Source organism: Halomonas piscis (assembly GCF_031886125.1).
Lineage (GTDB): Bacteria > Pseudomonadota > Gammaproteobacteria > Pseudomonadales > Halomonadaceae > Vreelandella > Vreelandella piscis.
In genome coordinates this window covers 587,777-614,275 of record NZ_CP119391.1, presented here as the reverse complement: position 1 = coordinate 614,275, position 26,499 = coordinate 587,777, and the positions used below count along the sequence as shown (strand labels likewise).

21 protein-coding genes and 2 tRNA genes are annotated in these 26,499 nt (G+C 63.7%); 4 read left to right on the top strand and 19 right to left on the bottom strand.

The genetic code is table 11. The features are described 5' to 3' along the window. The first annotated feature begins 35 nt into the window (after nucleotides 1–35). From P1P91_RS02905 to P1P91_RS02895, 3 genes are all read left to right on the top strand, one after another. The gene (locus P1P91_RS02905; RefSeq protein ID WP_311884404.1) at nucleotides 36–698 is read left to right on the top strand and encodes a CoA transferase subunit B; all 663 of its coding nucleotides are present in this window, start codon (nucleotides 36–38) and stop codon (nucleotides 696–698) included. A gap of 147 nt (nucleotides 699–845) precedes the next feature. Beyond that, on the top strand, nucleotides 846–2,153 hold the full coding sequence (locus P1P91_RS02900; protein ID WP_311884403.1) for a short-chain fatty acid transporter: 1,308 nt from the start codon (nucleotides 846–848) through the stop codon (nucleotides 2,151–2,153). 176 nt (nucleotides 2,154–2,329) lie between these two features. Continuing rightward, a complete protein-coding gene (locus P1P91_RS02895; RefSeq protein WP_311884402.1) occupies nucleotides 2,330–3,508 on the top strand; it encodes an acetyl-CoA C-acetyltransferase in 1,179 nt (392 codons plus the stop codon). A 6-nt stretch (nucleotides 3,509–3,514) separates the two neighbouring features. Here P1P91_RS02895 and P1P91_RS02890 read toward each other — a convergent pair whose 3' ends face one another. The 16 genes from P1P91_RS02890 to rlmE form a co-directional block, all read right to left on the bottom strand. After that, entirely contained in the window at nucleotides 3,515–4,711 is a 1,197-nt protein-coding gene (locus tag P1P91_RS02890; protein WP_311884401.1) for an MFS transporter, read from the bottom strand. Between the two features lie 135 nt (nucleotides 4,712–4,846). After that, the gene (gene pnp / locus P1P91_RS02885; protein ID WP_311884399.1) at nucleotides 4,847–6,997 is read right to left on the bottom strand and encodes a polyribonucleotide nucleotidyltransferase; all 2,151 of its coding nucleotides are present in this window, start codon (nucleotides 6,995–6,997) and stop codon (nucleotides 4,847–4,849) included. A gap of 231 nt (nucleotides 6,998–7,228) precedes the next feature. Further along, nucleotides 7,229–7,498, bottom strand: a complete 270-nt coding sequence (rpsO, locus tag P1P91_RS02880) for a 30S ribosomal protein S15 (protein ID WP_311884398.1) — start codon at nucleotides 7,496–7,498, stop codon at nucleotides 7,229–7,231. Between the two features lie 68 nt (nucleotides 7,499–7,566). Further along, nucleotides 7,567–8,535 (bottom strand): tRNA pseudouridine(55) synthase TruB, encoded by a 969-nt coding sequence (gene truB / locus P1P91_RS02875; protein WP_311884397.1) that lies wholly within the window; start codon nucleotides 8,533–8,535, stop codon nucleotides 7,567–7,569. Further along, the gene (rbfA, locus tag P1P91_RS02870) at nucleotides 8,535–8,954 is read right to left on the bottom strand and encodes a 30S ribosome-binding factor RbfA (RefSeq protein WP_311884396.1); all 420 of its coding nucleotides are present in this window, start codon (nucleotides 8,952–8,954) and stop codon (nucleotides 8,535–8,537) included. Before rbfA ends, truB begins: the two co-directional genes overlap by 1 nt. A gap of 18 nt (nucleotides 8,955–8,972) precedes the next feature. Next, nucleotides 8,973–11,495 (bottom strand): translation initiation factor IF-2, encoded by a 2,523-nt coding sequence (gene infB, locus P1P91_RS02865; RefSeq protein WP_311884394.1) that lies wholly within the window; start codon nucleotides 11,493–11,495, stop codon nucleotides 8,973–8,975. A gap of 27 nt (nucleotides 11,496–11,522) precedes the next feature. Next, nucleotides 11,523–13,040 (bottom strand): transcription termination factor NusA, encoded by a 1,518-nt coding sequence (gene nusA / locus P1P91_RS02860; protein WP_311884393.1) that lies wholly within the window; start codon nucleotides 13,038–13,040, stop codon nucleotides 11,523–11,525. Between the two features lie 66 nt (nucleotides 13,041–13,106). Further along, nucleotides 13,107–13,568 (bottom strand): ribosome maturation factor RimP, encoded by a 462-nt coding sequence (gene rimP, locus P1P91_RS02855; RefSeq protein WP_311884392.1) that lies wholly within the window; start codon nucleotides 13,566–13,568, stop codon nucleotides 13,107–13,109. A gap of 276 nt (nucleotides 13,569–13,844) precedes the next feature. Then, nucleotides 13,845–13,921 (bottom strand) — tRNA-Met (locus P1P91_RS02850). Nucleotides 13,922–14,069: 148 nt separating this feature from the next. Beyond that, nucleotides 14,070–14,156 (bottom strand) — tRNA-Leu (locus tag P1P91_RS02845). A gap of 45 nt (nucleotides 14,157–14,201) precedes the next feature. After that, nucleotides 14,202–14,576: a preprotein translocase subunit SecG gene (gene secG, locus P1P91_RS02840; protein ID WP_311884390.1), complete on the bottom strand. Its 375-nt coding sequence runs from the start codon at nucleotides 14,574–14,576 to the stop codon at nucleotides 14,202–14,204. Nucleotides 14,577–14,580: 4 nt separating this feature from the next. Then, nucleotides 14,581–15,330 (bottom strand): triose-phosphate isomerase, encoded by a 750-nt coding sequence (gene tpiA / locus P1P91_RS02835; protein ID WP_311884388.1) that lies wholly within the window; start codon nucleotides 15,328–15,330, stop codon nucleotides 14,581–14,583. A 74-nt stretch (nucleotides 15,331–15,404) separates the two neighbouring features. Next, nucleotides 15,405–16,754, bottom strand: a complete 1,350-nt coding sequence (gene glmM / locus P1P91_RS02830; RefSeq protein WP_311884386.1) for a phosphoglucosamine mutase — start codon at nucleotides 16,752–16,754, stop codon at nucleotides 15,405–15,407. Beyond that, nucleotides 16,751–17,650 (bottom strand): dihydropteroate synthase, encoded by a 900-nt coding sequence (gene folP / locus P1P91_RS02825; protein WP_311884383.1) that lies wholly within the window; start codon nucleotides 17,648–17,650, stop codon nucleotides 16,751–16,753. The genes glmM and folP overlap by 4 nt, the downstream gene beginning before the upstream one ends. 114 nt (nucleotides 17,651–17,764) lie before the next feature. Next, nucleotides 17,765–19,759: an ATP-dependent zinc metalloprotease FtsH gene (gene ftsH / locus P1P91_RS02820; RefSeq protein ID WP_311884381.1), complete on the bottom strand. Its 1,995-nt coding sequence runs from the start codon at nucleotides 19,757–19,759 to the stop codon at nucleotides 17,765–17,767. A gap of 231 nt (nucleotides 19,760–19,990) precedes the next feature. Then, a complete protein-coding gene (gene rlmE, locus P1P91_RS02815) occupies nucleotides 19,991–20,638 on the bottom strand; it encodes a 23S rRNA (uridine(2552)-2'-O)-methyltransferase RlmE (RefSeq protein WP_311884379.1) in 648 nt (215 codons plus the stop codon). A 111-nt stretch (nucleotides 20,639–20,749) separates the two neighbouring features. Between rlmE and yhbY the strand changes: the two genes are divergently transcribed. Beyond that, nucleotides 20,750–21,076 carry a ribosome assembly RNA-binding protein YhbY gene (yhbY, locus tag P1P91_RS02810; protein ID WP_311884377.1) on the top strand — a complete coding sequence of 109 codons (327 nt, stop codon included), beginning with the start codon at nucleotides 20,750–20,752 and terminating at the stop codon, nucleotides 21,074–21,076. A 222-nt stretch (nucleotides 21,077–21,298) separates the two neighbouring features. Here yhbY and greA read toward each other — a convergent pair whose 3' ends face one another. The 3 genes from greA to carA all read right to left on the bottom strand — a co-directional run bounded on the left by greA (nucleotide 21,299) and on the right by carA (nucleotide 26,232). Continuing rightward, nucleotides 21,299–21,775 (bottom strand): transcription elongation factor GreA, encoded by a 477-nt coding sequence (gene greA / locus P1P91_RS02805; protein ID WP_311884375.1) that lies wholly within the window; start codon nucleotides 21,773–21,775, stop codon nucleotides 21,299–21,301. After that, nucleotides 21,772–25,002 carry a carbamoyl-phosphate synthase large subunit gene (carB, locus tag P1P91_RS02800; RefSeq protein ID WP_311884373.1) on the bottom strand — a complete coding sequence of 1,077 codons (3,231 nt, stop codon included), beginning with the start codon at nucleotides 25,000–25,002 and terminating at the stop codon, nucleotides 21,772–21,774. The genes greA and carB overlap by 4 nt, the downstream gene beginning before the upstream one ends. Before the next feature lie 81 nt (nucleotides 25,003–25,083). After that, a complete protein-coding gene (gene carA, locus P1P91_RS02795) occupies nucleotides 25,084–26,232 on the bottom strand; it encodes a glutamine-hydrolyzing carbamoyl-phosphate synthase small subunit (RefSeq protein ID WP_311885669.1) in 1,149 nt (382 codons plus the stop codon). Nucleotides 26,233–26,499: the final 267 nt, after the last annotated feature.

Genomic DNA, 26,499 nt, shown 5'->3' with positions numbered 1-26,499 from the left:
AACGCCCCCTACGTATAAAAAGAGGATTGGATAAAATGGCGCTTACTCGCGAACAAATGGCACAGCGCGTCGCCCACGAACTGGAAGACGGTTTCTACGTCAACCTGGGGATCGGCATCCCCACCCTGGTTGCCAACCACGTCCCCGACGACGTCGAAGTCATGCTCCAGTCGGAAAACGGCGTTCTGGGTATGGGGCGCTACCCCACCGAGGACGAGCTCGACCCTGACATGATCAACGCCGGCAAGGAAACGGTCACGGTGCGTACGGGCGGGTCGATTATCGATTCGGCTGACTCATTCGCCATGATCCGGGGTGGGCATGTCGACCTTACCGTCCTTGGCGCGTTTGAAGTCGATATTAACGGCAATATTGCCTCCTGGATGATACCGGGGAAGCTGGTCAAGGGCATGGGCGGTGCCATGGACCTGGTGGCCGGCGCCGAAAACATCATCGTCACCATGACGCATGCGTCCAAAAAGGGGGACTCGAAACTGCTCTCGAAATGCACCCTGCCCCTCACCGGCGCCGGCTGCATCAAGCGAGTGTTGACGGACCTTGCGTATCTGGAAATCGAGAACGGGGCTTTTGTTCTCAAAGAGCGCGCACCGGGCGTCAGCGTTGAAGAGATTATCGAAAAAACAGAAGGCAAGCTCCTGATTCCCGACAGCGTGCCGGAAATGGCTATTTCCGCCTGACAATTGCCGAATCAAGGCCTGCCCAGCCAGCCGCCATCCAGGGCATGGATGAATAAAATATAAGCCTCTCTAAGGAGAGCCGTGGCTGGACTCGGCCCTGGCCTTGATACCCCCTTGCTCCACAACCATAACAACCTGGAGTGACTCATGCTGAATCATGTCTCCAAGCCCTTTGTTCGGCTTGTCGAGCGTTACCTGCCGGACCCTTACATTTTTGTATTGCTACTCACCCTGGTGGCCTTTATCGCGGCAATGGTGGTCGAAGGGCAATCGCCAGCTTCTGTGGTCGCTATGTGGGGCGAAGGGTTTTGGGATCTGCTCACTTTTTCCATGCAGATGCTGCTGGTGCTGGTCACCGGATTCATGCTTGCCAACACGCCGCTGGTCAAGGGCATTCTGGACAGGCTCGCCTCGCTTGCCCACTCTTCCGGCCAAGCCATTATCCTGGTCACCTTCGTGGCGCTAACGGCAAGCTGGATCAACTGGGGGTTCGGGCTGGTCGTTGGCGCTCTTTTTGCAAAGGCACTGGCACGTCGTATCCAGGTGCACTACCCGCTTCTAGTTGCCAGCGCCTACTCAGGTTTTGTTGTCTGGCACGCCGGCCTGGCAGGCTCAATTCCTCTGACGATTGCCACTGAAGGGCACTTTACCCAGGAGATGATCGGAGTTATCGGCACCGAACAAACCATATTTGCCTTCTTCAATCTGGCAATTGTGGCTCTCCTCTTCCTCATGGTTCCGCTGATCAACCGTCTGATGTTACCGCCGAAAGCAGAAAGCATCTTTGTTGATCCTCAATTAATTGAGGAAAAACAGGAAGCTGATCCCGTCATCACACGGCCGGCCGAACGTCTTGAAAACAGCCGTACTCTCGCCTGGCTCGTGGGCTTTTCAGGGCTTGCCTTTCTTTTTCAATATTTTGTCAAGGGCGGCGGGCTGAATCTGAATATCGTCAACTTCATGTTTCTATTTCTGGCTATTGTATTGCACCAAACGCCGCATCGGCTGCTGGATAGTCTTAATGAGGCCATAAAAGGCGGTGCCGGGATTGCCATTCAGTTTCCGTTTTACGCCGGCATTATGGCGGTTATGGTCCAATCAGGCTTGGCAGCCACCATCTCCAGTGGCTTTGCCTCCATCGCCAGCGGCTCCTCGCTGCCGTTCTGGAGCTTCATCAGCGCAGGCTTGGTCAACCTTTTCGTGCCCTCTGGCGGCGGTCAGTGGGCCGTGCAGGCCTCTGTGATGATTCCAGCCGCTCAGGAACTGGGCGCTGACATCCCTCGCGTGGCTATGGCCGTGGCATGGGGCGATGCCTGGACCAACCTGTTACAGCCATTCTGGGCACTGCCAGTGCTGGCCATTGCCGGACTGAAGGCCAAGGACATTATGGGGTATTGTCTGGTGCTGTTATTCATTACGGGAGGCATTATCAGCCTGGGTCTGACGTTCTTTTAGTCTTGACTTTCTTCTCACCATGAAACGCCGGATAATTGGTCTCGCTGGAAGCGCTACCCCCTGAGACAGGCCAATTAGCCTGCCGCAGGCGACGGGCAAACGAGACATAAACGCCACCTGATTGGCCGGAAGAACCAGGTGGCCCACCATGCCGAATTCACATTCTGGAGGTTTGCATGCAAGACGTAGTGATAGTCGCCGCCAAGCGCAGTGCCATCGGCACGTTCGGCGGTTCGCTGGCGGATATGCCCGCCAGCGAGCTGGGCGCTCAGGTCATAAAGGACGTGATGCACACCACCGGCGTGACCCCGGCGGAAGTCGACGAAGTGCTCCTCGGCCAGGTCCTCACCGCCGGCAGCGGGCAGAACCCGGCGCGCCAGGCAGCCATCGGCGGCGGTCTGCCCGAGGGCGTGCCGGCGATGACCATCAACAAGGTCTGCGGCTCGGGCCTCAAGGCGCTGCATCTGGCCACCCAGGCCATTCGCTGCGGCGACGCCGAGGTGGTGCTTGCCGGCGGCCAGGAAACCATGTCCGCCGCGCCGCACCTGCTGCCCCACTCGCGCCACGGCCAGCGCATGGGCAGCTGGACCGCGGTGGATTCGATGATCCACGACGGTCTGTGGGACGCGTTCAACGACTACCACATGGGCATCACCGCCGAGAACCTGGCCGAACAGTACGGCATCAGCCGCGAGGCCATGGACGCCTTTGCCGCCGCCTCCCAGCAGAAAGCTATCGAAGCCATCGAAAACGGCCGCTTTGCCGGCCAGATCACGCCCATTTCCGTGCCCGGCCGCAAGGGCCACGTCACCCATTTTGACACCGACGAAGGCCCCCGCACGCTGACCACCGAGAAACTGGCCGGCCTGCGCCCGGCGTTCAAGCCCGATGGCCGGGTGACCGCGGGTAACGCCTCGGGCATCAACGACGGCGCGGCCGTGGTCATGCTGTGTTCGGCCGCCAAGGCCGAGGCGCTGGGCTTGACACCGCTGGCCCGCATCGCCGGCTACGCCAACGCCGCGGTAGATCCGGCAATCATGGGCATCGGCCCGGCGCCGGCTACCCGGCGCTGCCTGGACAAAGCCGGCTGGCAAATCAACGAGCTCGATCTGATCGAAGCCAACGAGGCCTTTGCCGCCCAGGCGCTGGCGGTCAACCAGGAGCTCGGCTGGGATACCGACCGCATCAACGTCAACGGCGGCGCCATTGCTCTGGGCCACCCCATCGGCGCTTCGGGCTGCCGGATACTGGTCACCCTGATCCACGAAATGATTGCCCGGGACGCGCATAAGGGTCTTGCTACTCTGTGCATCGGCGGCGGCCAGGGCGTGGCGCTTGCCGTGGAGCGCGACTGAGCCGCGCTAGCCGGCCGCCGAAGGCGCCTTGTCCAGCAGTCTGGAAGGCGTCGAAATCACCAGTAAGGCGCTGGCCACGAACAGCGCCGTGGCCGCCCAAAGGGTGCCGGCAAGCCCCACGCCGTCCACCAGCCGACCGCCGAACAGCGCCCCGGTGCCGATGGAAAAGTTGAACACGAAGGCCATCAGGGCGTTGGCCGCCTCGGTGTTGGGGGCGGTGCGCAAGAGCCAGGTCTGCAGGCTGACCGCCACGCTGCCAAACACCGCGCCCCATACCAACAGCAGGGCGATGCCCGTGGCCGGCATCGTGCCGACCAAGGGGAAACCGCCCACCACCGCCACCAGCACGCACGGGATCAGCAATACCGCGGTGTAGGGATGGCGCCCGGCAAACAGCCCCGCCGCCACGTTGCCCAGAATCCCCGCGGTACCGTACAAAAGCAGCAGACTGCCCACGTGGGCGCGCTCGACGCCGCTGATCTGCTGCAGCACCGGACTGATAAAGGTATAGGCGGCAAACTGGCCGATCACCAACAGCCCCGTGGTCATCACCGCCACCCGCACGCCCCGGGTGGCCAGCTGCTCGCCCAGGGTCGCCAGGCGTACCGGCTCCCGGGGCGGCAGATCGGGCAGCCAGCGCCAAAGCGCGGCGGCGGTTGCCAGGCTGAGTCCGCCCAGCGCCGCAAACGCGACCCGCCAATGGGTCCACTCGCCCAGCAGCGTGCCCAGCGGCACGCCCAGCACCGAAGCGGCGGCAATGCCGCCAAAGATGACCGTCATCGCCCGGGGTACCTTGTCGGCCGCCACCAGCCTGGGCGCCAGGCCGCCGGCAATGGCCCAGAAGCCGCCGATACTCATGCCGACCAGCGCACGCGCCCCGAGCAGCAGCCAGAAGCTGCCGGCGAGCGCCGACAGCACGCTTGCCGCCACCATCAGCAGCATCATCAGGGTGAGCATGACGCGACGGTCCAGCTCGCCCACGGCCACCGGCAATAGCGGCGCGGAAAATGCCGCAATCACCCCGGGCACGGTGACCATCAGCCCCGCCGTCCCCGGGGTGACGTCCAGGGCCTCGGCCACCTGGGACAAAAGCCCGATGGGCAGCTGCTCGGCGGTGACCAGCAAGAAGATTCCGACCATCACGGCTGCCACGCCCCACCAGGGGCTGACTGCTGTGTTCATGTCGGCGGAGGACTCTGTCATGGCGCGTCTTTTCCCGTCTGTTTCCCTGTCGCATGGCTTTTGCGCTACGCGGCGTTGGCCCTTTTGCCCCGCCCGAAACACCGCCGCCCCTGCAGCGCGGCGCTACAGGGGCGGCAAGCGAAGCGCCGGCGATCCTTAGCCGTCGGTGCTGGCCTCGGCCTCAGCGGCGGCAAACGCCGCCTTGTCTTCCTCGGTGATTTCCTTGATCGAGAGCTTCACCCGGTTGCGGTTGTCCACGTCCAGCACCTTGACCACGGCTTCGTCGTTTTCATTGAGGTAGTCGCGGACGTTTTCCACCCGCTCGGGCACGATCTGGGAGATATGCACCAGGCCGTCGGTCCCCGGCATGATGTTGACGAAGGCGCCAAAGTCGGCAATGCGCACTACCTTGCCGCGGTACAGCTTGCCGATCTCCGGCACGGCGGTAATTTCAAGCACGGTATCCGCAGCGGCCCTGGCGGCCTTCTTGTCCTCGGCGTAGATGCGTACGGTGCCGTCGTCGTCGAGATCGACCGAGGCGCCGGTGTCTTCCGTGATCTTGCGGATCGTCGCCCCGCCCTTGCCGATCACGTCGCGGATCTTTTTGGCGTCGATCTGCAGCGTCAGCATGGACGGCGCGTTGTCGGAGACCTCCTCGCGGCTGGCGTTTATCACGGCGTTCATCTGCCCGAGAATGTCCAGGCGCGCCCGGTGCGCCTGCTGCAGCGCAGTCTCCATGATCTCCTCGTTGATGCCCTCGATCTTGATGTCCATCTGCAGGGCCGTCACGCCTTCTTCGGAACCGGCGACCTTGAAGTCCATATCGCCCAGGTGATCTTCGTCACCGAGGATGTCGGTGAGCACGGCGTAGCTGTCGCCGTCCTTGACCAGCCCCATGGCAATGCCCGCGACCGGTGCCTTGAGCGGCACGCCGGCATCCATCAGCGCAAGCGAGGTGCCGCACACCGAAGCCATGGAGCTCGATCCGTTGGACTCGGTGATTTCCGACACCACGCGGATAGTGTAAGGAAAGGCATCTTCGTCCGGCAGCATCGCCTGCACGCCACGCCGTGCCAAACGCCCGTGCCCGATCTCGCGGCGCTTGGGCCCGCCGATGAAGCCGGCTTCGCCCACGCAGTACGGCGGGAAGTTGTAGTGCAGCAGAAAACGATCCTTGCGCTCGCCCTCCAGCGACTCCACCAGCTGGGAGTCGCGCAGGGTACCCAGCGTCGCCACGGCGATGGCCTGGGTTTCTCCCCGAGTGAAGATCGCCGAGCCGTGGGTCTTGGGCAGCGCGCCAACGTCAATGGCGATGGGGCGCACCGTCTGGTTGTCGCGCCCGTCGATGCGCGGCTCACCGCCCACTATCCGGGCGCGCACCACGCGCTTTTCCAGCGCGGCAAAGGCGCCCTTGACCTCGCCTTCGGGGAAGCGGCCGTCTCCCGGCCCGGCGTCGCCCTCGCCCAGCGCCTCGAGAGCCTCGTCCTTCAGCGCAGAAAGCGCGTCCTGGCGCGCCATCTTGTCGGTAATGCGATAGGCATCGCCGATCTTGTCCCGGAAGTCTTCGGCAAGCTTGGCGGCCAGGGTGCGGTTACCCGGCACCGGCTGCCAGTCCCAGCGCGGCTTGCCGGCCTCGGCCACCAGCGCGTCAATCGCGCTGATGGCGGTTTGCATTTCCTGGTGGCCGTAGAGCACCGCCCCGAGCATTTCGTCCTCGAGCAGCTCCTGGGCCTCTGACTCGACCATCAGCACGGCGTTTTGCGTGCCCGCGACCACCATGTTCAGCTCGGAGGTGGCGAGCGCCTCGACGCTGGGGTTGAGGAAATAGCCCTGCTCTTCGTTAAAGGCCACCCGCGCCGCGCCGATGGGCCCGTTGAACGGCACCCCGGAAATCCCCAGCGCTGCCGAAGTCCCCAGCATGGCGGCGATATCCGGATCCTGATTGCGGTCGGCGGAGAGCACCGTGCACACCACCTGAACCTCGTTCATGAAGCTCTTGGGAAACAGCGGGCGGATGGGCCGATCGATCAGCCGCGAGGTCAGGGTTTCCTTCTCGGTGGGACGCCCTTCGCGCTTGAAGAAGCCGCCGGGGATCTTGCCCACCGCGTAGGTTTTTTCCTGGTAGTGCACCGACAGCGGAAAAAACGGCTGGGCGGGATTGGCCTCTTTCTTGGCCACCACGGTGCAAAGCACCACGGTGTTGTCCATGGTCACCATGACGGCGCCGGACGCCTGGCGGGCAATACGCCCGGTTTCGAGCGTAACGGTGCTATCACCGTACTGGAACGTCTTTGTAACCGGATTCACGGCAGCTTCTTCCTTTCGCATTGAAATCTACTTGTCGATACGTGGCATCTTTTCAGTCTCCCGGCCATTCTAGGCGCTGGGCTGCACAGCGGCCACCAGAGGCGCTCTTTAAAAGCAGAAAAACAAAACGGGCAGCCCCGCCAGGGGCTACCCGTTTGGAGACGGCCCGGGAAAAGAGATATCTGCGCCAGCAAACGACGCAGCGTTTCTCTTTCCACGGCGATGCTCTGTTTAGCGGCGCAGGCCCAGACGCTGGATGATGGAGCGATAGCGCTCGTAGTCCTTGCGGTGCAGGTAGTCCAGCAGCTTGCGACGCTGGTTGACCATGCGGATCAGGCCACGACGAGAGTGGTGATCCTGGCTGTGGCTCTTGAAATGATCCTGCAGGCCGTTGATGTTGGCGCTCAGCAGGGCCACCTGAACCTCGGGGGATCCGGTGTCGTTTTCGCCGCGGCCGTATTCGTTGACGATTTCGGCTTTCTGTTCAGCGGTTAATGCCATCTGTCTCTCCAGTAAGCAATATGCCTGAAAATGTAAGGGATGAGACCACGCATATTTGCAGTCTCGGTTCAGCTACCCGGCACTGCAGCGGGGTGGCTTGTCAGCCGTTTTGGCGCCACCGTGGCAACGCCGTCTGCCTGCCGGACCACGCGCCCCAGGCCGACAAAGGCCTGCTGGTGGTAAAGCCTTGCCGTGGCCGCCTCGGTCAGATCGCTTTCCAACGAGGCCTGCTGGCCGTGAATCAGCCGCCCGTGGGCGGCGTCATCCAGCGCAAGCGCCGGCAGGTGTGTTACGAGCACGTCCGGCGCCATCAGCACGGCTTCCCGCGCGGGCTGGTCCGCCAGCTGCTCAAGCGCCTCGAGCGTCCACATGCCGCCGGCGTCGAAAGCGCCGGTGGCAAGGCGCCTGAGCGCGCTGATGTGGGCGCCGCAGCCGAGTGCGAGGCCGATATCCTCTGCCAGGGTACGTATATAGGTGCCCTTGCTGCAGCGGATTTCCAGTTCAAAGGCGTCGTTGCCCGAAACGGTATCATTGTCCGAAGCGGTATCCAACGCCGTGAGGCGGGCATCATACACGCTTATGCGCCGGGCTGCACGCTCCACGTGCTTGCCTTCCCGGGCCAGCTCGTAAAGCTTGCGCCCCTGGTGCTTGAGCGCCGAGTACATCGGCGGCACCTGGTCGATCTCGCCGCGAAAACGCTCGAGCACCGCCTCGATCGAGGCTTCGTCGAGCGCGGGCACCTCGCGGCGCTCCACGACGTTGCCTTCGGCGTCGCCGGTGTCGGTGATGACGCCAAGCTCCACCCGAGTGCGGTAGGCCTTGTCGGCATCCAGCAGCCAAGAGGAGAACTTGGTTGCCTCTCCCAGGCAGATTGGCAGCAGGCCGGTCGCCATGGGATCCAGGGTACCGGTATGGCCGGCCTTTTGCGCCTGGTAAAGCCGGCGCACGCGCTGCAGGGCATGGTTGCTGGACAGGCCCGCGGGCTTGTCCAGCAGCAGCACGCCGTTGACCGGCAGTCCGCGACGACGGCGCGCCATCAGCGGCGTTCTCCGCCGCCGCTTTCGTCGCCGTCATCGCTCTCCTGACCGGCGTGGCGCTCGCGGTCGGTTTGTACCGCCTCGTCAATCAGCGACGACAGCTGCTGGCCGCGGACCACGCTTTCATCGTAGTGAAAACGCAGCTCGGGCACGTGGCGCAGCTTGACCCGACGGGCCACCTGGCTGCGCAAAAAGCCGCCCGCACGCCTGAGCGCCTGCAGGTTTTCCTTCACCCGTGCCGGGTCCTGCTCGCCAAGCAGGGTGAAATAGACGTCGGCGTAGCCCAGATCTCGGCTGACGCTGACACTGCTCAGCGTGACCATGCCCAGGCGAGGATCTTTGACCTCGCGCTGGATGAGCACTGCCAGCTCCTTCTGCAGCTGGTCGGCGACCCGGTCGGTGCGCTTGAATTCCTGCATGCTGCCTCCTGAGGCGCTCTAGAGCGTGCGTTCGACCTTGACCTGGTCGAAGACCTCGATCTTGTCGCCGACCTGGACGTCGTTGTAGTTCTTCACGCCGATACCGCACTCCATGCCGTTGCGAACCTCGTTGACGTCATCCTTGAAGCGGCGCAGCGACTCGAGCTCGCCCTCGAAGATGACCACGTTGTCGCGCAGCACGCGGATCTTCTTGTGCCGATGGACGCTGCCTTCCACCACCATGCAGCCGGCAACGGCGCCGATCTTGGGGGCGCGGAAGACGTCGCGAACCTCGGCCACGCCGACGATTTCTTCCTTCCAGTCCGGCGCGAGCTTGCCGCTCATGGCCTGCTTGACCTCGTCGATCAGGTTATAGATGACGCTGTAGTAGCGCAGCTCCAGCCCTTCGCGCTCGATGATCTCACGAGCGGCGACGTCGGCACGGACGTTAAAGCCGATCACCAGCGCCTCACTGGCCAGCGCCAGGTTGGCGTCGGTACCGGTGATGCCGCCTACCCCGGAGGACACCACGGCCACCTCGACCTCGTCGGTGGAGAGCTCTTCCAGCGCGCTCCTGATCGCTTCCAGCGACCCCTGGACGTCGGCCTTGAGCACCACGTTGACCTTGGCCGCCTCGTCTTTCTCCATCTGGCTGAACATGTTTTCCAGCTTGGCTTTCTGCTGGCGCGCCAGGCGTACTTCGCGGTACTTGCCCTGACGGAAGTTGGCCACTTCGCGGGCCTTCTTGTCGTCGTCCACCACCATGAAGTCGTCGCCGGCTTCGGGTGTGCCGTCAAGCCCCTGGATTTCCACGGGCATGGCCGGGCCAACCTCGTCGACCTGCCTGGCAAGCTCGTTGGTCAGCGCGCGCACGCGGCCGTAGTGCAGGCCGGCAAGCACGATGTCGCCCTTTTTCAGCGTCCCGTTCTGTACCAGCACCGTGGCCACCGGTCCGCGGCCCTTGTCCAGGCGCGACTCGACCACCACGCCCTTGCCGGGTGCTTCGGGAACGGCCTTGAGCTCGAGCACCTCGGAGACCAGCTGTACGGCTTCGATCAGCTCGTCGATGCCTTCCCCGCTTTTCGCCGACACGTGGACAAACTGGGTATCGCCGCCCCACGCTTCGGAGATAACGCCGTGCTGGGACAGCTCGTTTTTCACCCGGTCCGGGTCGGCCGCCGGCTTGTCGATCTTGTTGACCGCGACGACCATGGGAACTTCGGCCGCCTTGGAGTGCTCGATGGCCTCGATGGTCTGGGGCATCACGCCGTCGTCGGCGGCCACCACCAGAATCACCACGTCGGTGGCCTTGGCGCCGCGGGCCCGCATGGCGGTAAACGCCGCGTGGCCGGGCGTATCCAGGAAGGTCGCGCCGCCGTGGTTGCCTTCCACGTGATAGGCGCCGATGTGCTGGGTAATCCCGCCGGCTTCGCCGGTGGCCACCTTGGCCTTGCGGATATAGTCCAAAAGCGAGGTCTTGCCGTGGTCGACGTGGCCCATCACGGTCACCACCGGCGCCCGGATAATTTCTTCGCCCTCGTAGGAAATACTCTCCAGCACTTCTTCTTCCAGGGCATCGTCCTTCACCAGCTTGGGCTTGTGGCCCATTTCCTCGACCACGATCACCGCCGTGTCCTGGTCGATGGTCTGGTTGATGGTGACCGCCGCACCCATGGTGAACATGGCCTTGATGACTTCGTTGGCCTTGATCGACATCTTGTCGGCAAGCTCGGCCACGCTGATCGACTCGGGAATGGACACTTCGCGCACGATCGGCTGGGTCGGCTTCTGGAAACCGTGTTTGCCGCCGCTCTGACCGCCGCCGCGCCGGCTGCCGCCACGGCGCTCGGCGCGCTTGGCCTTCTTGCCGCCGCGGCGCCGCTCTTCGCGATCGCTGCGGGAGTCCTGCGCGTCGCGACGACCCTTTTTCTTGGCCGCCTTTTTTGCCGGTGCCGAGCGACGATCGCTGCGGCCTTCCTTGGGCGGCGCCGGGGGGCCGTCCTCGCCCGAAGCGCTGCCGCCGTCGAAGTCGGGTACCGGAATCTCGAGCTCGGTGGGTGTTTCAGCGCTCTTGGCCTTTTCTTCGGCAAGCTTGCGCTCGGCCTCATCGGCGGCGCGCTGGGCGTCAGCCGCCTTCTGCTCTTCGGCTTCGCGCGCCTTGCGCTCCGCCTCGGCTTCGGCCATGTCGCCCACCAGCTGGCGCGGACCGGTATGCTCGGGCTCCGGTGCCTTGGGCTTTTCGGCCTCGGCGCGCTTGACGTAGGTCCGCTTCTTGCGCACCTGGACATCGATGGTCTTGCCGCGCTCGCCGGTCTTGATACGACTGCGGGTCTTGCGCGTCAGGGTGATGCGATTCTTGTTGGCATCGCCGCTGCCGCCGTGGTTCTTTTTCAGCGAATTGAGCAGCGTCTGCTTGTCCGCTTCAGACACCACGTCGTTTTCCGAGGTGTGCGAAAGCCCGGCGTTTTTCATCTGTTCGAGCAGGCGGGACGTATCGCGGCCCACCTTTGCTGCAAAATCTTTTACTGTCATGTCTGACATAATGACCCTCCTCAGCCCGTGACCTGTTTACTGTGTGTTCGAATCCGCTTCGCTGTCGCCGTCTTCGAACCAGGGCGCACGGGCAGTCATGATCAATGCCGCTGCGCGCGCTTCATCCAACTCTTCGATATCGACCAGATCGTCGACAGACTGCTCGGCAAGGTCTTCCATGCTGACAATACCGCGGCTGGCCAGAGTAAAGGCCAGATGCCGCTCCATTCCTTCCATGCCGAGCAGGTCGTCGGCCGGCTGGGCGCCGTCCAGCGCCTCTTCCGAGGCAATCGCCAGCGTCAGCAGTTCGTCCTTTGCTCGCGCGCGTAGCGCGTTGACGAGCTCTTCGTCGAATTCCTCGATTTCCAGCATTTCCTCAAGGGGCACGTAGGCAACCTCTTCGAGCGTGGTAAATCCCTCGTCTACCAGCAGGCGCGCCACGTCGTCGTCCACGTCCAGATGCTGGATGAACGAATCGATCAGGGTGTCGATTTCCTGCTCGTGCTTGGAGTCGGCTTCTTCCTCAGTCATGACGTTGATGTGCCAGCCGGTCAGCTCGGACGCCAGCCGCACGTTCTGACCGCTGCGCCCGATGGCCTGGGCGAGGTTGTCCTCGGCAACGGCAACGTCCATGGACACGGCATCCTCGTCAACCAGAATGGAGGCGACATCGGCCGGCGCCATGGCGTTGATCACCAGCTGGGCAGGGTTGTCGTCCCACAGCACGATATCCACGCGCTCGTTCTCAAGCTCGCTGGACACCGCCTGGACGCGCGAGCCGCGCATGCCCACGCAGGCGCCCACCGGGTCGATGCGACGGTCGTTGCTCTTCACCGCAATCTTGGCCCGGGAGCCGGGGTCCCGCGCCGCGCCCTTGATATCGATCAGCTGCTCGGCGATTTCCGGCACCTCGATCTTGAAAAGCTCGATGATCAGCTCCGGGCAGGTGCGCGACAGCTGGAGCTGGGCCCCCTTGGCTTCCGGATCCACCCTGACCAGCAGCGCCCGCACCCGTTCGTTCATGCGGTAGCGCTCGCCGTGGATCATCTCGCTGCGCGGCAGAAAGGCCTCGGCGTTGTCGCCAAGATCAATCACCAGCCCGTCCCGGGTGGTGCGTTTGACGATGCCCGCCACCAGCTCGCCTTCGCGATCGGTATACTGGCGTACCACCTCGGCTCGCTCGGCTTCGCGCACCTTTTGCACGATCACCTGCTTGGCGGTCTGGGCGGCAATGCGGCCGAATTCGGCGTTTTCGATCGGCTGCTCGATCTCGTCGCCCAGCGCCAGCGGCGGCGTGCGCTGCTCGGCCACGCTCTGCTTGATTTCGTAGTCGGGGGTCTCGAACTCGTCGTCCTCGACCACCTTCCAGATGCGGAACGTCTCGTACTCGCCGGTACGACGGTCGATACGCACCCGCACGCTGGCTTCTTCGCGCTCAAAGCGCTTGCGCGAGGCGCTGGCCAACGCCGCCTCGACCGCCTCGAAAATCACGTCCCGGGGGACGCCCTTTTCGTTCGAGATCGCGTCAACGACCATCAAGATTTCTTTACTCATGCGTTTGCCTCGCCAAAACCTGTCCTTATATGCTCGAGCCGGCCCAGCGCCGGTTGCGTTGCCCGGTTACTTGTCGAACTGGGGTACGATGTTCGCCTTATCAATGCTGTCGATGGGAAAACAGTACTCCTCACCGTCCATCTGCAAGAGCACTTCATCGCCCTCGATACCGGCGAGCAGGCCGCGGAACTTGCGTCGGCCGTCAAACGCCGAGCGCAGCTTGAGCGCTGCCTGGTGACCCTGAAAACGGCGAAAATGATCAAGGGTATAGAGCGGACGGTCCATGCCCGGCGAGGAAACCTCCAGGCGATACGCCTCGGCGATGGGATCTTCCACGTCCAGCACGGCGCTGACCTGACGGCTGATATCGGCGCAGTCATCGACGCTGACGCCGTCTTCGCTGTCGATATAGATGAGCAGACGCGAGTGCTTACCCTGGGAAAGATAGTCGATGCCCCATAGCTCAAAGCCCATGGCGGCAACCACCGGTTCAATCAGCGCGTGAAGCGCGGCGTGTTTTGTAGCCACAGACAAAGCTCCTATAGCCGTTGCATCAGGCACCTGGCCAGGAGTCACGGAAAAAGCGAGGTGGCTGATGGGCGTTGACCGGCAACATGCCTCCGATATCCGGCAGGCATCCGCTAGTGAGACATCCCTTCATCAGCGCGCCGGCTTGGCAGCTACCACCGCTGCTGCAACGACCGGCGCCCAATAAAAGAGCGACTAACAAAAAGCCCCTTCACAGGAAGGGGCTTTTTGCAAGAAAACCTGTCGTACCATTTTGAAACGCGTCACGCTTGAAAATGGTAGCGGGGATCGGATTTGAACCGATGACCTTCGGGTTATGAGCCCGACGAGCTACCAGGCTGCTCCACCCCGCATCAATCTGATCGAGACAATGTTAAGTGCTTGCCTATGCTGCGTCAAGCGGCTTTCCTTGTCCCGCACGCGTACGTGCCCTACCTCGAGTGCTGCCTTGCTGTTTGCCATTGATGCCGGCTGAAGGCCAAGGCCTTTCTGGCTCGTCAATGGTGCCGAAGGCGGGACTTGAACCCGCACGACCGTTAGGTCACTACCCCCTCAAGATAGCGTGTCTACCAATTCCACCACTTCGGCAACGGGGCAGGCCGAAAAGAGCCGCTAACGAGCTGGCCGCAAGGGCTACTCGCCGCTCTCCTCTAGCACTGGCGCAGCATTATCCACGTCTTCTTCAGCCCCGTCAAGGGATTTTGTCGAGTCGTCGCTTGCCGCGTTTTGCTGCTCGACGAGCTTGGCATCGGGAATGCCCGACTCCGGGGCATCCCCCGCCTGGCTGGCAAAGTAGGCAAGCGTCAGCGAGGTGACAAAGAAACAGGCCGCCAGCACGCCGGTGAAGCGCGCCAAAAAGTTGCCGCTGCCCTGGGCGCCGAATACCGTTTGCGAGGCGCCGCCGCCGAAGGAAGCGCCGGCCTCGGCGCCCTTGCCCTGCTGAATCAGGATCAGAACGACCAGAGCGATCGCCACCACTACGTGAATCATGAGTATTGCAGCTTGCATGGAATTATCCTGCTGATTGGCATATAGCGTAAAATTCATCGATCTGGAGCGAGGCACCGCCCACCAGACCGCCATCGATATCCGGCTGGGCCAAAAGCGCCGCCGCGTTGTCCGCCTTCATGCTGCCGCCGTAAAGCAGCCGCAGCGACTGCGCGAGCTCGGCATCCCGCCCGGCAAGCCAGGCGCGTATGTCGCCCATGGTGGCCTGAGCCTCTTCCGGCGTAGCGGTAAGCCCGGTCCCGATCGCCCACACCGGCTCGTAGGCAATCACCAGGTGCCGGGCAAGCGACGCTCCCAACGGCTCCATCACGGCGGCCACCTGCCCCAGCACCACGTCTCGGGTTGCCCCGGCCTCGCGCTGCGCCAGGGTTTCCCCGACGCACAGCACCGGCGTCAGCCCGCCAGCCAGCGCTGCCTCTGCCCGGCGGCTGACGTCGGCATCGGTTTCGCCGTAGTGCTGACGGCGCTCGGAGTGCCCCACCAGCACGCAGGTAACGCCGAATTCCGCCAGCATGGCAGCGTTGACCTCGCCGGTATGGGCGCCGGCAGGTTCGGGATTCAGCGTCTGGGCGCCCAGCTTAAGCGGCGTGCCGTCGAAAGACTGCTGCGCGGCCTGCAGATAGGGGAAGGGGGGGATCACCGCGACGTCCAGCGCTGCGGGCAGGCAGTCACCGGCAAAGGCGTCGCCAAACGCACGGATCCGCTCGACGGAGCCGTTCATCTTCCAGTTACCGGCGATGAGGGGCGTACGCATCCAAGCTCCTTTTCAAGATTGCGCAAAATGGTATAGGAGCGGCCGGGGCAAGACAACCGCCGGCCGCCGGGGCATCAGGCCAGAAGCGCCTGCACTTTCTCGGCAAGCTCGCCAGCCAGGCTGTCCACGTCGAGATAGGCGCGGCCTTCTACCATGACCCGGATCAGCGGCTCGGTACCCGACGGGCGCAGCAGCACCCGCCCTTCTTCCCCCAGCCGGCTTTCCGTATCGACCACTGCCTGGGCCAGCTCGGGCTTTTCCAGCACTGCCCGGGCATCGGTGCCGGCCGGCAGGCGCACGTTGACCAGCGCCTGGGGCACCTTCTCCAGCGTGCTCAAGAGCTCGGGCAGCGTTGCCCTGTCGCGAATCATGATGGCGACCACCTGCAGCGCCGACACAATGCCGTCGCCCGTGGTCTGGGTGTGAGCGCACACCACATGGCCGGAGGGCTCGCCGCCCAGCGTCCAGCCGTTGGCCGCCATGCGCTCCATGACAAAGCGGTCGCCAACCTTGGCCCGCTCGAAGGGAATACCGAGCTTTTCCAGTCCCATGGCCAGGCCGAAGTTGCTCATCAGCGTGCCGACCACACCGCCGTTGAGCAGACCGCGCTGCTGGCGATCCCGGGCGATGAGATAAAGGATATCGTCGCCGTCAACCTCGTGGCCGTCGTGATCTACCAGCAGCAGACGGTCGCCGTCGCCGTCAAAGGCGATACCCATGTCCGCCCCGCGGTGAATCACCGCCGCGCGCAGCGAGGCCGGATGCGTCGAGCCAACGTCGCGATTGATGTTCATGCCGTCGGGATCGGCGCCGATCACGCTGACCTCGGCCCCCAGCTCGCGAAACACGTTGGGCGCGATATGGTAGGTGGCGCCGTGGGCGCAGTCGAGCACGATGCGCAGCCCGTGCAGGCTGAGCCGCTCGGGCAGCGTCGACTTGCAAAACTCGATGTAGCGCCCCGGCGCGTCGTGAACGCGCATGGCCTTGCCAAGCTCGGCAGCGTCGGCGGTGGTCAGCGGCTGCTCCAGCATGTTTTCGATGCGCGTCTCGACGGCGTCGGGCAGCTTGGTGCCGTCGGCGTCAAAAAACTTGATGCCGTTGTCGTCGAAGGGATTGTGCGAGGCGGAAATCACCACGCCCGCGTCGGCGCGAAAGGTGCGCGTCAGATAGGCAATGCCCGGCGTCGGCATGGGACCCAACAGCGCGACATCGACGCCGGCAGCGGAAAACCCTGCCTCCAGCGCCGATTCGAACATATAGCCGGAAATCCGCGTGTCCTTGCCGATCAGCACGCGGGTGCGGCCATCGTCACGGTGCAGCACCTGCCCCGCAGCCCAGCCCAGCTTGAGCATGAAATCGGCGGTAATGGGGGCGCGCCCCACCGTGCCGCGGATACCGTCGGTGCCAAAATAGCGCCGTGTCATGAGCTTGTCTCCCGAATGTTATCGCCGCTGCTTTCATTGATCACGGCCCAGGCCATGCTGACCGCATCCACCGCTTCGGCCACGTCGTGCACCCGCAAAATCCTCGCCCCGCGCTCAACGGCAAGCGCCGCCAGCGCCAGCCCGCCGGCCAGCCGCCCATCGACCGGGCGATCGAGCACCTTGCCGATCATGCTCTTGCGCGACATTCCCACCAGCAGCGGCAGCTCCAGGTCGTCAAGCGCCTGCAGGCGGTTGAGCAGGCGCAGGTTATGCTCGACCGTCTTGCCGAAGCCGAAGCCGGGATCCAGCAGCAGCCGCTCGCGCTCCATCCCCGCGCCTTCGCAGGCGGCGATACGATCGAGCAAGAAATCGCCGACGGCCTGCTCGATGGGCTGATCGTAATGCGGCGCGTCCTGCATGGTCTGCGGCTCGCCCTGGCGGTGCATCAAGCAGACCGCCAGGCGACTCCGGGCGGCGGCCTCGAGCGCTCCTTCGCGCTCGAGGGAGCGCACGTCGTTGAGCATGCCGGCACCCAGCGCGCTCGCCTCGCGCATCACCGCGGCACTGCTGGTATCCACCGAGACCAGCGCCCCCAGTTCACGCGCCAGCGCCTCGATCACCGGCGCCACCCGATCCAGCTCCTGCTGGGCCGTTACCGGCCTTGCCCCGGGGCGAGTAGATTCGCCGCCCACGTCGATGATCGTGGCACCCTCGGCCAGCATGCGCTCGCCCTGGCGCAGCGCTGCGTCCCGTGCGGTGTAGCGGCCGCCGTCGGAGAAGGAATCCGGCGTGACGTTGAGCACGCCCATCACGCGGGGGATGGAAAGGTCGAGCCGGTGGGGTCCGCAAACAATCGGAGCAGCATCGCCGGGCGGCACGGCAAAGGGTGGTTGCATGGAAAGACTCAGCTAGCAGAGATAGTGGTTGAAACGAAATGATGCGCGGCAGAATAGCAAAAAAGGCGCCTCACAGTGAGGCGCCTCTGTCGCGAAATCCGATGTCGATCAGGATTACGAACCTGCCGGGCCTCCCAGGGGATCGGACGGGCGGCGCCGGCGGCTGTCGTCATCCCCGTCGCCGTTATCGTCGGTGCCCTCGGGCGCTTCCCCGGCCGCTCCCGCCGCGGGCGTGCGGTTATCCACCGGGGAGCCGCCGCCGGACGCATCGTCGTCGTGCCAGCCCTCGGGCGGGCGCGGGTCGCGGCCGTCCATGATGTCCTTGAGCTGATGGGAGTCGATGGTCTCGTACTTCATCAGCGCCTCGGCCATGGCATCCAGCTTGTCGCGGTTGTCTTCCAGTATCTGGTAGGCCTGCTGGTAGCAGCCGTCGATGATCTTGCGCACTTCCTTGTCCAGCCGCGTGGTGGTTTCGCCGGACTTGAGCATGCCGCTGCTTTGGCCGCCGCCCATGAACTGATGGGACTCGTCCTCATCGTACATGATCGGACCCATTTCCTCGGACAGCCCCCACTTGGCCACCATGTTGTGGGCAAGCTCGGTGGCGCGCTTGATGTCGTTGGACGCGCCGGTGGTCACGCCGTTGGGCCCCAGGGTCATTTCCTCGGCGATACGGCCGCCGAACAGCGAGCAGATCTGGCTGATGATCTGCTGGCGCGAGAAGCTGTAGCGATCCTCCTCCGGCAGGAACATGGTCACGCCCAGCGCCCGACCGCGGGGAATGATGGTGACCTTGTACACCGGATCGTGCTCGGGCATGACCAGGCCGATGATGGCGTGGCCGGACTCGTGGTAGGCCGTATTGAGCTTTTCCTTGTCGGTCATGACCATGGACTTGCGCTCGGAGCCCATCATGATCTTGTCCTTGGCCTCCTCGAGCTCGTCCATGCTCACCAGGCGCTTGTCGCCGCGGGCGGCAAAGAGCGCGGCTTCGTTGACCAGGTTGGCCAGATCGGCCCCGGAGAAGCCCGGCGTACCGCGAGCGATCAGCGACGCCTTGACGTCCTCGGCCAGCGGCACCTTGCGCAGATGGACGCCGAGAATATGTTCGCGGCCGCGGATATCGGGCAGCGGCACGGTGACCTGACGGTCAAAGCGGCCCGGGCGCAGCAGCGCCGGGTCGAGCACGTCGGGGCGGTTGGTAGCGGCAATGACGATGACGCCTTCGTTGGCCTCGAAACCGTCCATTTCCACCAGCAGCTGGTTGAGCGTCTGCTCGCGCTCGTCGTTGCCGCCGCCCATTCCGGCACCGCGCGAACGGCCCACGGCGTCGATCTCGTCGATAAAGATAATGCACGGCGCCTGCTTTTTGGCCTGCTCGAACATGTCGCGCACGCGGGATGCGCCCACGCCGACAAACATCTCGACGAAGTCGGAGCCGGAAATCGAGAAGAACGGCACCTTGGCCTCGCCGGCGATGGACTTGGCCAGCAGGGTTTTACCCGTACCCGGCGGCCCCACCATCAGCACGCCACGGGGGATGGTGCCGCCCAGGCGCTCGAACTTGCTCGGGTCGCGCAGGAAGTCCACCAGCTCCTCGACCTCTTCCTTGGCCTCGTCGCAGCCGGCGACGTCGGCAAAGGTGGTCTTGATCTGGTCGTTGGACAGAAGCTTGGCCTTGGACTTGCCAAAGCTCATGGGACCGCCTTTGCTGCCGCCACCGCCGCCCTGCATCTGGCGCATGAAGAACATGAAGATGGCCAGTATCAGCAGAATCGGGAAGCTGGCGATCAAAAGCCGCGACCAGATGCTCTGCTGCTCGGGCTCCTTGCCCACCACGGTGACGTCGTTGGCCAGCAAGTCATCCATCAGCTTGGGATCTTCGGCCGCCGGGCGCACGGTCTGGAACCGAGTGCCGTCCGTGCGCTCCCCCTCGATGGTATAGCCATCGATGGTGACGCTGCGTATCTGTTGATTTTGCACCTGCTCCACAAACTGCGAATAGTTCGTGGACTGAGGCGAGCTTTCCGTACTGAAATTATTGAACACGGTCAGCAGAACGGCCGCGATGACCAACCACAGAACCAGGTTCTTTGCCATATCGTTCAAGGGGCTACCCTCATTACAAGAATCCGTCAGTTAACGCTGCTAGTTGAGACATCGTCTGTGCAGCATGCGTTCATTCATTTTCCATAGGCGGTCTGCTGCCTACTGTGACATACCTTGCCGCGGCGTGTCCGGCAATTACCCTGATAAATCCTTACTATTTACCCTCACGCCTGTCCTCATTGGCTTGCTCTATCCGCAAAGCCTTATCAACAAAGCCCTATCCATGAAGCCCTATCCGCGAAAACCGCTGGCCAGCAGATAGACTTCCCGAGAGCGCGCGCGCGAGGCCTCCGGCTTGCGCGTCACCACCCGGGTAAAGTGCTCGCGCAGGGCCTTGAGATAGTCATCAAAGCCTTCGCCCTGAAACACCTTGGCCACAAAACGACCGCCGGGCGCCAGCGTCTGCTGGGCAAGGTCCAGCGCCAGCTCTACCAGATACATGGCCCGGGGCTGGTCGATACCCGCCATACCACTCATATTGGGGGCCATGTCGGACATCACAAGGTCTGCGGTTTGGCCGCCAAGGCGTTCCAGCAACGCATCGAGCACCTGATCCTCGGTAAAGTCACCCTGGACGAAGTCCACATCGGCCAGCGCATCCATGGGAAGAATGTCCGAGGCGATGACCTTGCCCTCCGGGCCGACCTTCTCGGCGGCCACCTGGCTCCAGCCGCCGGGGGCGGCCCCCAGGTCCACCACCGTCATGCCGGGACGGAAAAGCCGGTCCTTTTCGTCCAGCGCCAGCAGCTTGTAGCTGGCCCGGCTGCGATAGCCGTCAGCCCAGCTCTGCTTGACGTAAGGATCGTCGAAGTGTTCCTGCATCCAGCTGCCGCTGGACTTGCTGGCCTGGCGCTTGCGGCCTTTGGGCTTTGACTGCATGAAGGGAATCTGGCGCTTGAAAGAGAACGTGAAAAAGCGAACGCTTTCACCCGGCGGCGTTTCGCCGTAAGATGGAGCGTTAAGCGCAAACTTGGGATACCGCAAGATACCATGAGCTTGTCACAGGCACAAAAGAAAGCACTGCGTAGCATCGGTCATTATTTAAACCCGGTGGTTACCGTGTCGGAAAACGGCATTTCGGAGAACCTCCTCGCCGAGCTCGACCGCGCCCTGCGCGACCACGAGCTGATCAAGGTAAAGCTCGCTCTGCCCGACCGCGAGGATCGCGCGCTGATGATTGAGGAGCTCACTGCAGGCGGCCGCGCCGAGCTGGTACAGAGCATCGGCAAGACGGCGCTACTTTACCGCCACAATCCCCAGGCCAATCCCAAACTGTCGAATATCGTGCGCTTCGAACAGCACCACGGCCGTCGCTGATGACCGAGTGCCATGCAGTTAACGCAAAAACGCCCCTGAAGGGGCGTTTTTTGTGGCCAGGCCGGGGCCGGACCGAGGCATTGCGCCCCACCCCGCGTCATTGCGAACGCAGTGAAACAATCTCAGGAGTGGGCTGCCCCCACAGCAAGGAGATCGCCACGCCTCGTTCGCGACGACGCATAGAGATAGAAAGGCGACTGCGGCCAACGCCGCAGCCATAGCCTACAGGTGCTCGACGCTTTCGATCTCGTATTCGACGTCGCCGCCGGGGGTTTTCACGACCACCACGTCGCCCTCTTCCTTGCCGATCAGCGCCCGGGCAATGGGCGAGGTCACGGAAATCAGGCTTTCCTTGATGTCCGCCTCGTCCTCGCCGACGATGCGGTAGGTAAACGTCTCGTCGTCTTCCACGCGCAAGAGCTCAACGGTGACGCCAAAAATCACCTTGCCCGTCTTCGGCAGGCGGGTCACGTCGATCACCTGGGCACTGGATAGCTTGCCCTCGATCTCCTGGACGCGACCTTCGATAAAGCCCTGCTCTTCGCGCGCCGCGTGGTATTCGGCGTTTTCCTTCAGATCGCCGTGCTCGCGCGCATCGGCGATGGCCGCAATCACCCGAGGGCGGGCTTCGCTCTTCAGTTCTTCGAGCTCCTGGCGAAGCTGTTTCTCTCCCGCAACCGTCATCGGGACCTTGTTCATTGACTGGCTCCTGCGTGCAATTCCTGAAGGCGCCGTACCGTAATCTCCCGACCATACGCCAACGCCATGCATACAGCATTAGCGCCCGCCAAGGTGGTTGCATAGGCCACCTTGCGGGCAAGAGCGGTGCGGCGGATGACCGAAGAGTCGAGAATCGCCTGACGACCTTCGGTGGTATTCACGATATAGGCAATGTCGTCGTTCTTGAGCAGATCGACGATATGCGGACGTCCTTCGTAGACTTTATTGACGCGCTCGACGTCGAGCCCGGCGGCTTCCAGTGCGGCCGCCGTGCCTCGCGTGGCGCATAGCGTGAAGCCCAATGTTAGCAGAGAACGGCCCACCTCGATAATCCCTTCCTTGTCCGGGTCGCGCACGGAGAGAAACGCCTTGCGTGGTCCATCAACGGGGGGAATGGCCTCGCCGGCGCCCAGCTGGGCCTTGTAGAAGGCCTCGGCGAAGGTGTCGCCCGAGCCCATCACCTCGCCGGTGGACTTCATTTCCGGCGTCAGGATCGGGTCGACCCCGGGGAACTTGTTGAACGGGAAGACCGCTTCCTTGACGCTGTAGAAAGGCGGCACGATTTCACGCTCCAGGCCCTGCTCGGCAAGCGAGGTGCCCGCCATGCAGCGCGCGGCCACCTGGGCAAGCGAGGTGCCGATGCACTTGGAGACAAAGGGCACCGTGCGCGAGGCCCGGGGGTTGACCTCGATGACGTAGATCTCGTCGTCCTGCCAGGCCAGCTGCACGTTCATCAGGCCATTCACGCCCAGCTCCACGGCCATGCGCTTGATCTGATCGCGCATCCGGTCTTGCACCTCAGCGGGCAGCGAGTACGGCGGCAGCGAGCACGCCGAGTCGCCGGAGTGCACCCCGGCCTGCTCGATGTGCTGCATGATGCCGCCGATCACCACCTGCCTGCCGTCGGACACCGCGTCGATGTCGATTTCGATGGCAGCGTTCAAGAAGTGGTCCAGCAGCACCGGGGAGTCGTTGGAGACCTTGACCGCGTGGGTCATGTAGCTCTCAAGCTCCGAGGCGTCGTAGACGATTTCCATGGCGCGCCCGCCGAGCACGTAGCTGGGGCGCACCACCAGCGGGTAGCCGATCGCCTCGGCCTTGGCAAACGCCTCCTCGAAGGTGCGCGCGGTAGCGTTGGGCGGCTGCTTGAGGCCCAGCTTGTCGATCATCTGCTGGAAGCGCTCGCGGTCCTCGGCGCGGTCGATGGCGTCCGGCGTGGTGCCGATGATGGGCACCCCGGCGGCCTCCAGCTCGCGGGCCAGCTTGAGCGGCGTCTGACCGCCGAACTGCACGATCACGCCCTCGGGCTGCTCCTTGTCGGCGATTTCCAGCACGTCCTCCAGCGTCACCGGCTCGAAGTACAGCCGGTCGGAGGTGTCGTAGTCGGTGGAGACAGTCTCGGGGTTGCAGTTGACCATGACGGTTTCATAGCCGTCGTCATGCATGGCGAACGCCGCGTGCACGCAGCAGTAGTCGAACTCGATGCCCTGGCCGATGCGGTTGGGCCCGCCGCCCAGCACCATGATCTTGGGCCTGTCGGATACCTCGGCCTCGCACTCCTCCTCGTAGGTGGAGTACATGTAGGCGGTGTCCGAGGCAAACTCGGCCGCGCAGGTATCCACCCGCTTGTACACCGGGCGAATCCCGGCCTTCTGCCGGGTCTTGCGGAACTCCTTTTCCGACACGCCCAGCAGCTTGGCCAGCCGGGCGTCGGCAAAGCCCTTGCGCTTGAGACGGAAAAGCTCATCGGCGGAGAGCTCGGATAGCGAACGCCTGGCCAGCGCCGTTTCGATAGCGATCAGCTCCTCCAGCTGCACCAGGTACCAGGGATCGATTTTGGTCAGCTCGTACAGCCTGTCCACGCTCATGCCGGCGCGCAGGGCGTCGGCCACGTAGAAGATGCGGTCGGCGCCGGGCGCCTGCAGCTCGCCCTTGATCCGGGCCCTGGCCTCGTCGGTGAAGTTCGTGATCACAGGGTCCAGGCCGTCGACGCCGGTCTCGAGCCCCCGCAACGCCTTCTGCAGCGACTCCTGGAAGGTGCGGCCGATGGCCATCACCTCGCCCACCGACTTCATCTGGGTGGTCAGACGATCGTTGGCCTGGGGGAATTTTTCGAAGGTGAACCGCGGAATCTTGGTGACCACGTAGTCGATGGACGGCTCGAACGACGCCGGGGTGCGCCCGCCGGTAATGTCGTTTGAAAGCTCGTCCAGGGTGTAGCCCACGGCCAGCTTGGCGGCGATCTTGGCGATCGGAAACCCCGTCGCCTTGGAGGCCAGCGCCGAGGAGCGCGACACCCGCGGATTCATCTCGATGACCACCACCCGGCCGGTGTCCGGGTCCACGCCGAACTGCACGTTGGAGCCGCCGGTTTCCACGCCGATCTCGCGCAGCACCGAAAGGCTGGCGTTGCGCATGGCCTGGTATTCCTTGTCGGTCAGGGTCTGCGCCGGCGCCACGGTGATGGCGTCGCCGGTATGCACGCCCATGGGATCGAAGTTTTCGATAGAGCAGACGATGATGCAGTTGTCGCGGTGATCGCGCACCACTTCCATCTCGTACTCTTTCCAGCCCAAAAGCGACTCGTCGATCAACAGCTCGTGGTTGGTGGAGAGGTCGAACCCGCGGGTGCAGATCTCCTTGAATTCTTCCTTGTTGTAGGCCACGCCGCCGCCGGAGCCGCCCATGGTGTAGGAGGGGCGAACAATCGTCGGAAAGCCCAGCTCCGCCTGAATCTCCCAGGCCTCGTCCATGGTGTGCGCCACCTTGGCCCGGGGGCACTCCAGACCGATGTTCTTCATCGCCTTGTCGAACAGATCCCGGTCTTCGGCCTTGTTGATGGCCTCGGCGTTGGCGCCGATCATCTCTACGCCGTGCTTGCCCAGCACGCCCTGCCTGTCCAGCTCCAGCGCGCAGTTGAGCGCGGTCTGGCCACCCATGGTGGGCAGGATGGCATCCGGGCGCTCGGCCTCGATGATCTTCTCCACCGCCTGCCAGGTAATCGGCTCGATGTAGGTGGCGTCGGCCATGACCGGGTCGGTCATGATGGTGGCCGGGTTGGAGTTGACCAGAATGACGCGATAGCCCTCTTCGCGCAGCGCCTTGCACGCCTGGGCGCCGGAGTAGTCGAATTCGCAGGCCTGGCCGATGACGATCGGGCCAGCGCCAATAATCAAGATACTTTGGATGTCGGTACGCTTAGGCATAACGGTTCCCGCAGAAAAGTGACGGTGAGCAACAAGATAACGGCGTAAACAACGGCGGCGCCGCTCACGGCGCCGCGGGCCCTAGCGGCGCGCCTGCATCATGGCGATGAAGCGATCGAACAGCGGCGCCACGTCGCACGGACCCGGGCTCGCTTCCGGGTGCCCCTGAAAGCTGAACGCCGGGCAGTCGGTGCGCTCGACGCCCTGCAGCGTGCCGTCAAACAGCGACCGATGGGTGGGGCGCAAGGTAGCCGGCAAGGCGGCTTCGTCCGAGGCGAAGCCATGGTTCTGGCTGGTGATCATCACCTGCCCGGTTGCCAGGTCCTGCACCGGATGATTGGCGCCGTGATGGCCGTGGTTCATCTTCACCGAGCGCGCGCCGCTGGCCAGCGCCAGCAGCTGGTGGCCCAGGCAGATGCCGAACAGCGGAATGCGGGTTTCCAGCAGCTCCCTGAGCGCCTCAATGGCGTAGTCGCAGGGCTCGGGGTCGCCCGGGCCGTTGGACAAAAAGATACCGTCGGGCTTGTACGCCAGCGCCTCGGCGGCCGGCGTCTGCGCCGGCACCACGGTCACTCGGCAACCGCGCGATACCAGCATGCGCAGAATGTTGCGCTTGACGCCGTAGTCGTAGGCCACCACGTGATACGGCCGCTCAATGCTCTCGCCGGCCTGATAGCCTTTACCCGGCGACACCCACTCGCCCTCGCTCCATTCGTAGGGCGACCGGCAGCTCGCCACCTTGGCCAGGTCCATCCCCGCCAGGCCGGGAAAGGCCCTGGCCGCGGCAATAGCGCGCTTTGTTGCATCGTCGCCCTCGGCTTCCTTGCCGGCAAGAATGGCGCCGTTCTGAGCGCCCTTGTCGCGCAAAAGGCGCGTCAGCCGGCGGGTATCTATCTCGGCGATGCCCAGCACGTTCTGACTTTTCAGATAGTCGGCAAGGCTTTGCTCACAGCGAAAGTTGCTCGCCACCAGCGGCAGATCGCGGATGATCAGGCCGGCCGCGGCAATGGCGCCGGATTCCACGTCGTCGCTGTTGACGCCGGTGTTGCCCACATGAGGATAGGTCAGAGTAACGATCTGGCGGGTATAGGAAGGGTCGGTGAGGATTTCCTGATAGCCGGTCATGGCCGTATTGAAGACCACCTCGCCGCTGGTTTGCCCCTCGGCGCCAATGGCCACGCCGCGGAACACGGTGCCGTCCTCAAGCGCCAGAATCGCGGGTTCATTCAATGCGGGGTTATTCAAGACACGTCCTCCCAAGGCTGGTGAAAACACCCCTGTCACGACAGCGGCATCCGTCTTAGTGCGGCGTTTGCATGCAAACGTCAGGTCGTAAAAAAGCGGGACGAAGCCGATTGGAAATAAACCGGTTTCATCCCGCTTGCTGTTCTTCGCCAAAACGGCCCGGGCGCGGCGGCGCCGCTCTCACCGCCAGGCCGGCCTGCGCAACAAGCGCGGCTCGAAGACCGCCGCCGCTACCCCGCCTTCTCTCGCAGG